The organism is Anabaena sp. CCY 9402-a, from assembly GCF_963920945.1.
In the GTDB taxonomy this organism is placed as follows: domain Bacteria; phylum Cyanobacteriota; class Cyanobacteriia; order Cyanobacteriales; family Nostocaceae; genus Trichormus; species Trichormus minutissimus.
The window spans coordinates 129,589-142,709 of the sequence record NZ_CAWUDL010000003.1; the positions used below are offsets into that span (position 1 = coordinate 129,589).

Here is a 13,121-nt window from a genome sequence, read left to right on the forward strand (position 1 = left end):
AGTCATTGAGGCAAAATTCAATTCTCCCTGATCTTCTTCACTGTCACCTGTCACCTCTCATCTGTCCCCTATTTTTCACTTGTTCATCTGCGATCGCATACCAAACTTGACCTAAAGTCCGTTGATTCAGTTTCCCACGGTCTTGACCTGGAAACAACTGATCAAATTTTTGATTGGTATCCTTATTTAAATCGCTGACTGTGTAATTTCCTAGTTGTCCAGAACGAGCTTGTCGTCTCCAAGTTTGATAATCTCTCTCTGTATAGCTTCCCAGTTGACGGCGAGTTGCTGTACTGAGTTTAGCCTGTTCTATTTTATTCAATAAATCGCTAGCGACGGCAGACCATTCATCTCGCAAACCTGCATCTTCTGGGTTAGAAGTGAGGCTACGTCCGTTTAACTCTGGTTTTTGGGTATGGAATAAGCCGTCTACTGTCCGGGTAAAAAAGGGTTCAGGAATTTCTAATTGTTGGCGACGACTTAAAACTTGACTCAGGGTAATTTTATTTTTGTCACTAACTGGTTGACTAGTAGGACTAGATAACGATGGTATTTGGGGTAAAGAAATTTGTGGTGGAGTGATTGAAGAGACACCTCGAATCAGTGAGTTTACTACCGCAAAAGTCCCTGCACCAGTCAATATAATTAAAGCCGTTCCCCCAAAACTGACTGCAAAAGGACGTAGCCAACCAGGGAGAGGTAACTTTTGGGCTACGGCTTGAGTTTTGTTATGGAATTTACTAACGATTACCCCTGCTTTACGTCCAGGGGCAACTATCATTGTCTTGATCTTGGTAAGATGAGTCACAGGTGGTTTAGTCACATCTGGTGATGGTAAATCTTTGAGAATTAGATCAGCATTTTGATAGCGATCGCTTGGTTTATACGCCAACATCTTTTTTAACACAGCTTCTAGCTTAAAGCTGACATTAATTTCCCTACCCCAACGCCAAATTCCTTGATAGCTGTCGTATAGTTTTTGCGGTTCTTTCCCTGTCAATAAAACTAACGCTGTCACCGCCAAAGAATATAAATCACTGTTGAAATATACCTTTCCTTGTCGTAATTGTTCTTCTGGCGCGTAGCCTTTTTTACCCAACAGAGTATGATTGACAGCCAACTTAGTAAACCAAAAACCCTGAGAAGCTGGTAATTGCTTCACACCACCAAAGTCAATCAGTACAGGTAAATTATCAGAACGCCGCCAAATTAAATTATCAGGAGAAATATCGCGGTGAACTACATCTAAAGAGTGAATATAGGATAAAACAGGTAAAAGTTGTTGTAATAAAGTGATAACTTCTGCTTCTGTAAAAGTTTTCCCTTGACTTTGGCGTTGTTCTAATATTTGGTCAAAATTATCGCCTTCTACATAGTCTTGCACTAAAAAGAAAAAATCCTGATTCCCCATTTTTACTTGTAGTGAAGCGTGAAACATGGGAATCTGGGGATGATGAAGTTTTTTGAGGACGTTTGCTTCTCGCTCAAACAACTCCTTAGCCTTTTGTAAATCCTGTTTTTCTGTGACTTGGGGTGCAAATTCCTTCAAAACACAGGTTTGATTAGATTTCTTTTTATCCTCAGCTAGATAAGTACGTCCAAAACCACCCTGTCCTATTTGACGAACCAGCCGATAACGATTGTCTATAACTTGTCCAACAGTAATAGACAAAGGTTCACCGCAATGAATGCAAAAATGATTACTGCTATTATTAGCGTGTTTTTTACTGCAATAGACTTGCATGGTGCTGAAGGATAGATGAGGGTTTTTTTAATTACTACAACTAATATGCTTCAATTTACGAATATTCTTTTAAGAAGGTGACAGGTGACAGGTGACAGGTGACTAATTATGAAACACAAATCAAGAGGACAGCAAGTAATCAAGGTATGGGAAGATTTTGTGTCTACCCCTCTAGAGGATTTGTTACAGCAGCATATCAACTCTTCTGGGGAATCGGCTGTCTTGGATTTGTTTCATGATGTGGCTGCTAATGTCCCTGCTTATCAGGCTTTTTTAGCAGAAAGGGAAATTCAGCCAGATACGATTGAAAGTTGGGGTGATTTTCAGAAAATTCCAGCGATCGCTAAAGAAAATTATATCTCACGTTATCCTCTCGCTGATTTATGCCGCAATGGACAGCTAGAGGGTTGCGATATGATAGCGGCTTCCTCTGGTTCTACAGGGAAACCCACATTCTGGCCTCGGTTCTTCACTGATGAACTCCAAATTGCTACACGCTTTGAGCAAATTTTTCACGACAGTTTCGCCGCCGATACCAAACCCACCCTTGCAGTCATTTGCTTTACTCTAGGAACTTGGGTAGGTGGGATGTTCACTACAAATTGCTGTCGTTATCTTGCTAGCAAAGGCTACCCCATTACCGTTATTACCCCCGGTAACAATAAAGAAGACATATTGCGCGTAGTGCAGGAACTCGGCGGGAATTTTGCACAGGTGGTTTTATTGGGATATCCACCATTTCTAAAAGATGTAATTGATACAGGTATTGCCCGTGGTGTAGAGTGGCAACGCTACCAGATGAAATTTGTCATGGCGGGTGAAGTATTCAGTGAAGAATGGCGGAGTTTAGTAGGTGAAAGGGTGGGTTCTCAAAATCCCTGCTACGATTCAGCATCACTTTACGGTACAGCTGATGCAGGGGTGTTGGGCAATGAGACACCATTAAGTATTTGCATTCGCCGCTTTTTAGCACAAAATCCCGAAGCTGCAAAAGCTTTATTTGGGGAATCACGTTTACCTACACTAGTGCAGTATGACCCGGTTAGCCGCTTTTTTGAAGTCCAGAACGGGCAATTATTGTTTTCTGGAAATAACGGTATTCCCCTAATACGGTACAACATCTTAGACACTGGCGGAATCATTAGTTATGATGCCATGCTCCAGTTCTTAGCCGATTGGGGATTTAACCCACTGGAAAATCTTACTCCTCACACCCAGCAACCACCTAGAGGTATTCATCAACTACCCTTCGTCTACGTCTTCGGACGATCTAACTTTACAGTCTCCTATTTTGGCGCAAATATTTACCCCGAAAATGTGACAGTAGGATTAGAACAACCAGTCATTAAAGAGTGGGTGACAGGTAAATTCGTCTTGCAGGTAAAAGAAGACACCGACAAAAACCGCTTTTTATCTGTAGTTGTAGAATTAGCAACAGATGTTGAAGGTTCTGAAGACAAACGCCAAACCATAGCAACCTCAATTCTCACCCAATTGTTGCGACTTAACGGCGAATTTGCCAACTACGTCCCCAAAGAATACCAAACACCCCAAATCACATTAGCACCAATGGGCGATCGCGAATACTTCCCCATCGGAGTCAAACATCGTTACACAAGAAAATAATCCAAAACGCTCTTTTCTCTCTTTTCTCTCTCTGCGCCTCCGCGCCACCCTGCGGGAAGCCGCAAAGCGTCTACTGCGTGAATAAATCATCCGAATATTTGTAAAACTCGCACCTCTTCCCCCGGTAAAATTAATCTTTGACCTACCGGCAGCACAGCCAAAGCATTAGTTTGAGCCAAATTAATTAAATTCCCAGAACTATGACTACCACCAGCTTGGTGAAATTCATAAACTCCATCAATTAAACACAACCGTCCCCAAATATAAGTTTCCCGCTTCCCGTCCGATCGCAATTCATCATGCGATCGCACTTTCACTAATTCTGCTTCCCAACCCCCAGCCAGTCCCCCCAGTTTCTTGATGACTGGTTGCACAAATCGCCAGAAAGTCACCAACACCGCCGCCGGATTTCCTGGTAAACCGAAATATATAGGGAACTGGGAGAAAGTGGCGACTGTGAGGGGTTTTCCTGGGCGCATGGCTACAGAACGGATATGAATTGTCGCACCCAATGAATCCAGAATTTTATCAACGTAGTCATAATCTCCCACAGAAACACCACCAGAAGAAATCACTATATCGGCGTTAGCGATAGCTTGCTGAATTGTTGCTTCTAAAGCTGCTGGGTTATCCTTAACAATGCCTAATAATATCGGTTCTGCCCCCATTTGTCGCACTAAAGCAGCTAAAGCATACTGATTAGAATCAACAATTTGTCCTGGTTGTAAAGGTTGATTAACTGTCACCAATTCATCCCCTGTAGAAAAAATTGCCACACGAGGACGACGGTAAATCCTGACTTGCGGACACTGGGCTGCTGCTAACACGGCAATTTCCGCCGCATTTAACCTAATCCCGGCTGGTAATAATTGTGTACCTGATTGGTAATAAGCGGCTTTGCGTCTGACAAATTCCCCTGGTTGGGATGCAGTGAGAACCAAAACACAGTTATCTTCCCGGCGCGTCTTCTCTTGCATGACTACAGTATCCGCACCCTTGGGCATTACTGCCCCGGTAAAAATTCGCGCGGCTTGTCCTGGTTTTAGGGTAGACTTTGGTTGATAGCCTGCGGGAATTTCTGCAATAATTTCTAACTTTACTGGTTGTTCGGCGTTAGCATTTTGGACATCTTCATAACGTACCGCGTAGCCATCCATCGCCGAATTATCCCAATGAGGAAAATCCAGAGGACTGGTGACAGGCGTTGCTAAAATGCGCCCATTGGCGGCAAATAAATCTACAACCTCTGTATCTTGTTGGCTATCTAGTGGTTGAACTAAATTAAAAATAATATCTGCTGCATCCCTGACTGATAACATAGCGATCGCCTCAAATTATTGATTTTAGTCAACATTCAATCGTAAATGGATTAACACGCCTAATTTTGTGCATTATATGTAGGTTGGGAAGCCACCGCCTTGGACGGGTCTCCCGGCTTGGGGCGAGTGGCGTTTGACGGAAGGAAACCCAACACCAAGATCCATATTGGTTATCCGAGATCAATGTTGGGTTGCGCTGCGCTTAACCCAACCTACAATTTTTTTGCTTATGATTTATCAAGTAAACATTAAATCCTAGGGTGCTTTAAAACAGCGCAGAATAAGAACTAAAGTTCTTACTACAAACTTTAAAATTACCCTCTAATACCCAATCCCCAATCTCTATGACTATCGAACGAGTTCCTCAAAAACACTATCCCAAAGCTGAGATTAATCGGCGCGGTATGGCCTTGGGATTGGATTTTCTCGTTGTCTGGCTAGTCAGTTCTCTATTGGGAAGTAATCAAGGTAGTATTCAATTCATCCAAATTTTAGTGTTTATCTTCGGTTGGCTAATTTTGCGGGTACTAGTGGTATTCAACAACAAAGGGCAAAGTTTAGGGCGGTGGGCGTTTGACTTAAAAGTGCTAGAAGTAGAAGACGGACAAGTTGTCGGCAGAATTCCCCAATTGCTAGCACTATTTAAAAGAGAAGCTATAATTTGCTTTGGGGCAATTTTGGTATCTGTTGCCTTGGGCAATATTAGTGCCAATCCCACTGCTATACTGCTAGTGATTCCCCTAGCAATTGACTGTAGTGCAGCGTTATCTGATACCCAGATGCGCCAAGCTTTGCACGACCGTTATGCTGGAACTTTCATTGTTTCGTCGCGTCGGGGCTACTCGTTAGACTTAAAAATTAAACGATTAGTTGGAACTTTGCGCCGAAATGTGAGAAGATAGTTATTTGTGTTAATTCTCTTCAGGCTTTATTGTTTGTAAGATTATGGCTAAAAGTAAAGGTGTCCGCATCATAGTGACACTAGAATGCACTGAGTGTCGGACAAATCCAGACAAAAGATCCCCTGGTGTTTCACGGTATACAACAACTAAGAACCGTCGTAACACTACCAACCGCTTAGAACTTGCTAAGTTCTGCACCCACTGCAATAAACATACCGTTCACAAGGAAATCAAGTAAAGATGAGTTATTATCGTCGGCGTTTGTCTCCAATTAAGCCTGGAGAACCAATTGATTACAAAGATGTTGACTTATTGCGGAAGTTTGTAACTGAGCGCGGTAAGATATTGCCACGTCGGATCACGGGATTGACTTGTCAACAGCAGCGAGAATTGACATTAGCGATTAAAAGGGCGCGGATTGTGGCATTGTTGCCATTTATTAATGCGGAAGCCTAATTTTTTGAGTCAGTGGCGAGAATTTTAGATTTTGGATGAGCGGGAAAAGCTACATAAATGGTGATATGTAGCTTTAGATTGTCTGAGTCCACAATCTAAAATCTCAGTCAGTGATAAAATCTTGTTCTACAGTTAAAATCATGAGATTTTGGGTTAAGTAGCAATTATTCAACTCCAAAATCTAAAACTTATTTGTTAACCAATAATAATAGCGAGAGTTGTGGAGAAGGGGACGCTAGTTGAATTTAGGGTTCAAGGCGATCGCCGTTTGGGCGTGATAGACCGTCCAGACGGAAAGACCCGTTGGTTTGTGGTAGATGAACGCGGTCAATCCCACAGCCTCGCGCCTAGACAAATTACATATACAGTTAACGGTAAAACTTACAAGTCATCGGAAATTCCAGCCTTTTTAGAAGAGGTCAAGCCTTATTTAGACCCCTCTAGCTTGGAAGTGGCTTGGGAATTGTTGGTAGAAGATGGGGAAACAGTCACACCATCCCAAATGGCTAATCTGCTGTTTTCCGAATCAGAATCAGCCTCTTGTTACGCTGCCCATTGCCTACTATCAGATGACAAACTCTATTTCAAGCAAAAAGGTGATGCTTACGAGCCGAGAACGACGGCGCAAGTAGCAGAACGCAAACACCAAATAGAAGTAGAAGCCCTCAAAGCTAGGGGACAGCAGGAATTTTTAGTCCGAGTAGAACAAGCACTGCAAGGTGAAGCCGTCGAGTGGCAACGACATGACCGCCAACGTTTAGAAGCTTTAGAAAAGTACGCAGCACTGTTGGCGGATATTGTCAGGGTGGGAGTCAACTATGATTCCCTAGCCCGTGCCTATCCCCCACCAGCCCCAGTTTTAGAAACAATGAATATGCTGGGGCGACCTGCAACCCCCCAAGGAGCATTTCAATTATTGGTAGATTTGGGGTGGTGGAGTGCGACTGAGAATTTATTCCTGCGTCGTTCTGCGATTCCCGTCCAGTTTCCTAGCAAGGTATTAGAAGTGGCGCAACAGCGTTTGGATGATCTGCCAACAGACTCAGATACAAATCGCCTTGATTTGACCCATCTGAAGGTCTACACAATAGATGATGAAAGCACCACTGAAATCGACGATGGACTGAGTTGGGAACAAGTATCAGATGGCAGAGAAAGACTGTGGGTGCATATTGCCGACCCCACCCGTTGGTTAGCACCAGAAGATGACTTAGACCTAGAAGCGAGAAAACGGGGTAGTACCGTATATTTACCTACTGGCATGGTTCCCATGTTTCCAGAGGTATTGGCAACTGGGCCAATGAGTTTGGTACAGGGAAAAGTCTGTTGTGCTTTGAGCTTTGGGATTATTTTAGATGCTCATGGTGGAGTAGAAGATTACACCATTCATCCCAGTTTAATTAAACCTACCTACCGCCTCACCTACGAAGATGTAGATGAGATGTTGCAATTAGGAGTACAAGCAGAACCAGAAATTGCGGCGATCGCCACTTGGGCAAAGAAGCGGAAAGTTTGGCGTTACAATCAAGGTGCAATCAGCATTAATATGCCAGAGGCGATGATTAAAGTTAAAGATGACGATATTAGTATCGACATCTTAGATGATTCCCTATCGCGGCATTTAGTAGCAGAAATGATGATTCTGGCTGGAGAAGTTGCAGCCCGTTACGGTCAAGAACACAACATTCCCTTACCCTTTCGCGGTCAGCCACAGCCAGAATTACCCCCAGACGAAGAATTACTCTTGCTACCGGCAGGATTTGTCCGTTCCTGTGCGATGCGGCGTTGTATGCCCAAGAGTGAAATGAGTATTACTCCTGTGCGTCACGCTGGTTTAGGCTTGAATACTTATACTCAAGCAACTTCTCCCATTCGTCGTTATAGTGATTTGCTGACTCACTTTCAACTTAAAGCCCACCTGCGGGGGGAAGTTCTGCCCTTTAGTGCCGAACAACTCAAAGAAGTGATGATGACTGTCACCAGCACCACCCAAGAGGTGACAATGGTAGAACGGCAAACCAATAGATACTGGGCATTAGAGTATTTACGCCGTCATCCAGAGCAGATTTGGCCAGTCACAGTTTTAATGTGGCTACGGGAAGACAGTAACTTAGCACTCATCCTGATAGAAGACTTGGGTTTACAGTTACCAATGATCTTCAAACGTTCAGTCAACCTGGGGGAACAGGTATGTGTAAAAGTTAGCATCTCTGACCCGCAAAAAGATGTGATTCAATTCCAAGAGATAATTTATCAAGAAGCTCAGATAGCAACAAATTGAGTTTTACCTGAATAATTGCTTTTTGAGATTTATGAATCTAAATTAAGCAATAGCGATTAGAAGTAATCATTTTCTAGCATACTTTGAGTTGAAGATATTGTAGTAAATGTAACTGCCTAGCTACTAGGATTTGAGGAAAGGAAAACAGAGACATTACCAAGTAACGCATCAGTAATAACTTCCAATAGATTAAGACCACGCTTAGATGCAGTGGAAAGAAAAGAACGAATATTGGCAAATGAAACCGCAAAATCGAAGGAGCGAAAACCACCGGAAATTTTCTGCTTACACTTCATCATCCGCAAGTCACGTTCTGCTTGATTATTGGTAAACGGAACATCCAGTTGTGTCAAAAACCGTAAAACATCATCAACATAATGAAAGAAGCCGCAACAATAGACCTATCTTTAAAATAAATTTTATAGGAAAATAAACAGAGAAGATAAAAAAGCGAGTATTAATAATGATAAGTCCCTTAAAAAGAATAGAATCATACCCAGAGGAATCTTAGACAATACTTTTGTGCGAGGTTTATGTAACGCACCTCAGTCTACGCGAAAAATACCAACTAGTAATTTGCCAATAACCAGTTGTGACTTGAACCTTATTTGGCAAGAGACTGACTATTACAAAGGTAGTAACGAACCTAATGGCTGTCCAGCAGGTTTTGGGTTGAGAGTGGTTTCTAATGTCACTGTCTGGGCGGATCGGATCGATTCTTTAGATCAGATTTTCAACGCTCAAGGTGTTTTAGAAGTTGATACACCTATTAAGTTTCGCCGAGTTTATCCCATTCCTGAACCCTCATTGATGTTAGGAATACTGGCGGTTGGTCTTTGGGAATCAAAAAAAGCTATTTCTAGTAAATTTAAACACAAATCCAAGAAGCATTCTAAGTAATTTTACTTCGTCCACAGATCAAAATCAGATTTAGGATGTGGGCGATATTATATCAAGCTGACAACGTCGCCACTAGTTCCTTTAAGCGATCGCGGCCATCTCGAAACACGCAAAATCAGGTTTTTAGTTATTGCAAGGGTAAGTATTCAACCGTATTCAACCACTCATCCGGCTCAGAAACCTGTGAAATTAGCTCTAAATCTTTGACGTACTGCCCAATTGTACCTCCCAACTGATGTCCAAAAATTAGCCCCGTAAATGGTTTGCCTTGGCGTTGCCACTCTTCAGCCATTGCTTTGAAACGAATATCTTGAGTGAAAATTACCTTTCCTAGCAGTCGAACACGTTCTAAAAGTTCATCATCGGGTAATTCATCTGCGTTATCCTCAATTGCCGTGATAACATCTACACCACGGCGACGGAGTTGATCAGTTATGGCTTGGGGAACATGAACATCCATGTATAGCTGAACTGTCACTATAAAAGTCCCTTAGCTTTCATTCGCACAACAAAAGGAGAGGCTGTAGCCTGAACTTTAGATTGCTGTGCTTGTTCCCATTCAGCACTAATTTCGCTGTCAATTTCCTCTTGATGGTCAAAATAATACCCCATTGCTGCGTAGGCTTCAGCCGGGTGTAAATAAGGATGTTGACGGCATATCTCCTCCACTGACCAGCCATACGCTAAATAATCCATGACAATTTGAGCGACTCGGATACGAGGAAGTCTTTGTAAGTAAGCAGGCTGACTCTCTGGCTTTTCTATGTGAGGGTAAGTTATTTGAGAGGTCATTGCAGTCTTTTCAGCTATCTAAAATCTCAATCTATCACAGAGCTTATCAAAATCAGGCTAGCCTCCAATTTATCCCAAAGTCGCCACTAGTTCCTTTAAGCGATCGCGTCCATCTCTAAACACTGACCAACCATCACCGACTAATACAGTTTCTACTTTCTCCAAGGCTGCTAATCTGCGAACTGAAGCCACAGCCTCGGCTTTATTCAGCAGCTTGTCATAGGGTAGGATACCTAAACTACCAGCTTTGTAGGCTCGCACCAAATCCCCGGTAATCAAGGTAGTTTCTTCTAGTAACAGTACCAACTCTCCCGGAGTTTTAGAACCTTGCATTTCCAGCACCTTTAGTCCGGGGACAAACTCATCACCATCAGCTAACCAGCGATCGCACATTAAGGGAAAAGACTCTTTTTCTCCCATAGGCGCGGCTATCTTCGCATAGGTTTGATCAGCGATTTCCTTAGCTGACCGAATATGGTCTGAGTTGGTGATGATAATCCAATCCACACCACCCAAGGATTCTAAGTGATTCCAATCATGATTTGATAGAGCCACAGGATCAATCAAGATGTTACCACCGGGACGAATCCAGGCAATCCCATTGAAATCAATATTTCTCGCCGGGTTGAAATGAGACCAGCCATATAGATCAGGACGGTGTAGAAATTTCATAATAATTCTGGCTCTATAGCTTTGATAGATTTATTCATAGGTCAGCATCAATAATCTACCATTCAAAGCTGTTTTGGTATATCAAATCAGGGATATGCAGGCGATCGCATTTATAGCGATTCTCATTTATATGCAATATACTCTGACCTCTCTCCAAACCTCTCTCCTACAAGGAGAGAGGCTTTGAAACTTACTCCCCTTCCCACAAGGGAAGGGGTTGGGGGTTAGGTCTGTATTGGACTCAACTGCAAACCGCTATATGATTTGCTGATCAGCACTTGATTCAAAATCAAGAGTTCTGGAATGATTACCCGCAGTTTTTGCGCCAGAATCTCTATCGTAGAAGCTTCTGTCACCAATCCAGGCACATCATCACTAGTGGCGACCCAGACTTCAGCTTCAGAATCCCAAAATGCGTCCACCTTAAATGTGATTTGTGTCATCATCGACTGCTTAAGAATTAGTTCAGTTTAAAATATTCACAGCTACATTAGTAATTATGGCAGCGATCGCTCTTTACACACCATGATTGCAGATCAAATCTCGGATATTGGTGTTCCCATCTCAAAAATTCCTGTTTTTATCTCAATACAGTGAAGATGAGCGATAATAAATGAAGCTAAAAGCCACGCCGAACTTATTGATAATTAATCAGCAACAAACAGAGAATTTGATTTATGTTGATTGATAAAATTATCCAAGAACTGCGAGATATTCCCGAAGATAAATTAGCAGAAATTTATGAGCTAATTCATAGCTTTCGCATAAATTTAGAGAGAGATTCATCGGCTGAGGAAACACCCACTGAAATAGTAATTGAAGGCATTCACCAAGGCATAAAAGAGGCATTGAGTGGACAAACTATACCCCTCTCAGAAATGTGGGAAGGTATTGATGCAGAGTGAACCACCAGCGATTCAAATCGCTCTTACTCCTCGTTTTAAAAAGGATCTACGAGAACTTGCTAAACGTTATCGTTCAATTAAACACAAAATACCGAGGGTTTGACTTATGCTGATTCAGAAAATTGTCCAAGAACTGCAAGAAATCCCCGAAGAAAAACTTGCAGAAATTTATGATATAGTTCACCACTTTCGCTTAGGTTTAGATCGAGAAGCTGCCCAGCCCCGCACCCCAGGAATACTAGCTGGAAAACTCAGCGATGCTTTTTTTGAGCCATTACCAGAAGAGGAACTTCAGCAATGGGAATGAGCTACCTGATTGATACACATATCCTATTATGGTGGCTCTTTGATGATCCAAAACTCGATACAGACTGCCGAAATATCATTCGCAATCCCGATAATCGCATTTTCGTTAGCAGTGCATCCCCTTGGGAAATTGCCACCAAATACCGCATTGGTAAATTATCAGAAGCAAAACAACTCGTTGAGCAATATTCACAGATATTACATCAGGCAAGATTTGTGGAACTTGCCATCACTTCAGCCCATGCAATCAGAGCCGGAAGCCTACCAATTGTCCATCGAGATCCTTTTGATCGCATGATTATGGCTCAAGCGGAACTCGAAAGTTTACCCATTATCACTTATGATGCAATCTTTCAAACTGGACTGATTCAGGTAATTCCCAAGCAAAATCATTGAAGAAGCGATCGCAAAATATGAGCAAGAAACTCAAATAGAAGATAATCCGAAGTAACGCTACACTGGGCGATCGCTTTTCACTCATTATAATTGCACCTCAAAGCTCGAAGTTCCATGTTCTCAGCTTGGTGTTCCGAGTTCCAAGCACAAAGTTTCGTGTTCTGAACTTGAAATGTCGAGTTCCAAGCTTGAAGTTTCGATTTCCGAACTCGGAGTTTAGTGTTTTTATCTCGAAACTTACAGTTCTAAGGCTCAACGTTGCAGGTTAGAACTTCATGTTTCGTGTTAATTTCTTCTTACTTGCTGGTTTTATCTGCTTCTTGACTCCAAACATATTTACGGCAGACTTCGCAAGCGGCTTTTGCCTCCTCAGTTTGCGGATTTGTGAAGATGGGATGATAACGCAACTTATCGCAGCAAACTTGCAACCACGCACGCCAGTCTCCATCCCACAACTGCACTGTGCCGTCACCATCCCTACTGACAATCGTCTGCCCATCCGCGCTAATGCCGACACAATAGACCTCACCCTGATGACCACGGAAGGGTTCAGCCAAGGGCAGACCTTGGAGATTCCACAAGCGCACCGTACCGTCTTTACCTCCACTGACAATCGTCTGCCCATCCCTGCTCATGGCGACAGACCTGACCCAATCCTGATGACCACGGAAGGGTTCAGCCAAGGGCAGACCTTGGAGATTCCACAAGCGCACCGTGCCGTCATCACCTCCACTGACAATCGTCTGCCCATCCCTGCTCATGGCGATAGACCTGACCCAATCCTGATGACCACGGAAGGGTTCAGCCAAGGGCAGACCTTGG

16 protein-coding genes and 1 pseudogene are annotated in these 13,121 nt (G+C 42.9%); 9 read left to right on the top strand and 8 right to left on the bottom strand.

What is annotated here, in order from left to right; genetic code table 11:
- Window positions 1-43 precede the first annotated feature (43 nt).
- Window positions 44-1,744 carry a protein kinase domain-containing protein gene (locus ACM0OR_RS02465; RefSeq protein ID WP_414574859.1) on the bottom strand — a complete coding sequence of 567 codons (1,701 nt, stop codon included), beginning with the start codon at window positions 1,742-1,744 and terminating at the stop codon, window positions 44-46.
- Between the two features lie 108 nt (window positions 1,745-1,852).
- Between ACM0OR_RS02465 and ACM0OR_RS02470 the strand changes: the two genes are divergently transcribed.
- Complete coding sequence (locus tag ACM0OR_RS02470) at window positions 1,853-3,370, top strand: phenylacetate--CoA ligase family protein (RefSeq protein ID WP_414574860.1); 1,518 nt, start codon at window positions 1,853-1,855, stop codon at window positions 3,368-3,370.
- Window positions 3,371-3,456: 86 nt separating this feature from the next.
- On the opposite strand, the gene glp is transcribed toward ACM0OR_RS02470, so the two are convergent.
- Window positions 3,457-4,689 (bottom strand): gephyrin-like molybdotransferase Glp, encoded by a 1,233-nt coding sequence (gene glp, locus ACM0OR_RS02475; RefSeq protein WP_414574861.1) that lies wholly within the window; start codon window positions 4,687-4,689, stop codon window positions 3,457-3,459.
- Window positions 4,690-5,033: 344 nt separating this feature from the next.
- Here glp and ACM0OR_RS02480 point away from each other — a divergent pair, with 344 nt between their 5' ends.
- The 4 genes from ACM0OR_RS02480 to ACM0OR_RS02495 all read left to right on the top strand — a co-directional run bounded on the left by ACM0OR_RS02480 (window position 5,034) and on the right by ACM0OR_RS02495 (window position 8,328).
- Entirely contained in the window at window positions 5,034-5,591 is a 558-nt protein-coding gene (locus ACM0OR_RS02480; RefSeq protein WP_190700636.1) for an RDD family protein, read from the top strand.
- A gap of 43 nt (window positions 5,592-5,634) precedes the next feature.
- Complete coding sequence (gene rpmG, locus ACM0OR_RS02485; protein ID WP_190700638.1) at window positions 5,635-5,829, top strand: 50S ribosomal protein L33; 195 nt, start codon at window positions 5,635-5,637, stop codon at window positions 5,827-5,829.
- A 2-nt stretch (window positions 5,830-5,831) separates the two neighbouring features.
- Entirely contained in the window at window positions 5,832-6,047 is a 216-nt protein-coding gene (rpsR, locus tag ACM0OR_RS02490) for a 30S ribosomal protein S18 (RefSeq protein WP_190700641.1), read from the top strand.
- A gap of 220 nt (window positions 6,048-6,267) precedes the next feature.
- On the top strand, window positions 6,268-8,328 hold the full coding sequence (locus ACM0OR_RS02495; protein WP_414574862.1) for a ribonuclease catalytic domain-containing protein: 2,061 nt from the start codon (window positions 6,268-6,270) through the stop codon (window positions 8,326-8,328).
- A gap of 116 nt (window positions 8,329-8,444) precedes the next feature.
- Here ACM0OR_RS02495 and ACM0OR_RS02500 read toward each other — a convergent pair.
- Window positions 8,445-8,705: pseudogene (locus ACM0OR_RS02500) on the bottom strand (IS66 family transposase); the annotation flags it as partial.
- Window positions 8,706-8,850: 145 nt separating this feature from the next.
- On the opposite strand from ACM0OR_RS02500, the gene ACM0OR_RS02505 reads away from it, so the two are divergent.
- Window positions 8,851-9,228, top strand: a complete 378-nt coding sequence (locus ACM0OR_RS02505) for a CpcT/CpeT family chromophore lyase (RefSeq protein WP_414574863.1) — start codon at window positions 8,851-8,853, stop codon at window positions 9,226-9,228.
- Window positions 9,229-9,355: 127 nt separating this feature from the next.
- Here ACM0OR_RS02505 and ACM0OR_RS02510 read toward each other — a convergent pair whose 3' ends face one another.
- The 4 genes from ACM0OR_RS02510 to ACM0OR_RS02525 form a co-directional block, all read right to left on the bottom strand.
- Entirely contained in the window at window positions 9,356-9,706 is a 351-nt protein-coding gene (locus tag ACM0OR_RS02510) for a DUF5615 family PIN-like protein (RefSeq protein WP_414574864.1), read from the bottom strand.
- On the bottom strand, window positions 9,706-10,020 hold the full coding sequence (locus ACM0OR_RS02515; protein WP_414574865.1) for a DUF433 domain-containing protein: 315 nt from the start codon (window positions 10,018-10,020) through the stop codon (window positions 9,706-9,708). Before ACM0OR_RS02515 ends, ACM0OR_RS02510 begins: the two co-directional genes overlap by 1 nt.
- Window positions 10,021-10,089: 69 nt before the next feature.
- Window positions 10,090-10,692, bottom strand: coding sequence for an MBL fold metallo-hydrolase (locus ACM0OR_RS02520; RefSeq protein WP_237988324.1), 603 nt, complete (start codon window positions 10,690-10,692; stop codon window positions 10,090-10,092).
- A gap of 224 nt (window positions 10,693-10,916) precedes the next feature.
- Complete coding sequence (locus ACM0OR_RS02525) at window positions 10,917-11,135, bottom strand: DUF1902 domain-containing protein (RefSeq protein ID WP_414574875.1); 219 nt, start codon at window positions 11,133-11,135, stop codon at window positions 10,917-10,919.
- Between the two features lie 234 nt (window positions 11,136-11,369).
- On the opposite strand from ACM0OR_RS02525, the gene ACM0OR_RS02530 reads away from it, so the two are divergent.
- The 3 genes from ACM0OR_RS02530 to ACM0OR_RS02540 all read left to right on the top strand — a co-directional run bounded on the left by ACM0OR_RS02530 (window position 11,370) and on the right by ACM0OR_RS02540 (window position 12,299).
- Window positions 11,370-11,597, top strand: a complete 228-nt coding sequence (locus ACM0OR_RS02530) for a hypothetical protein (protein WP_414574866.1) — start codon at window positions 11,370-11,372, stop codon at window positions 11,595-11,597.
- Between the two features lie 106 nt (window positions 11,598-11,703).
- On the top strand, window positions 11,704-11,904 hold the full coding sequence (locus ACM0OR_RS02535; RefSeq protein WP_414574867.1) for a hypothetical protein: 201 nt from the start codon (window positions 11,704-11,706) through the stop codon (window positions 11,902-11,904).
- Window positions 11,895-12,299 (top strand): type II toxin-antitoxin system VapC family toxin, encoded by a 405-nt coding sequence (locus tag ACM0OR_RS02540; protein WP_414574868.1) that lies wholly within the window; start codon window positions 11,895-11,897, stop codon window positions 12,297-12,299. Before ACM0OR_RS02535 ends, ACM0OR_RS02540 begins: the two co-directional genes overlap by 10 nt.
- Before the next feature lie 296 nt (window positions 12,300-12,595).
- Here ACM0OR_RS02540 and ACM0OR_RS02545 read toward each other — a convergent pair.
- Window positions 12,596-13,121: WD40 repeat domain-containing protein (locus ACM0OR_RS02545; RefSeq protein WP_414574869.1), on the bottom strand; the 526-nt coding region annotated here is incomplete at its 5' end.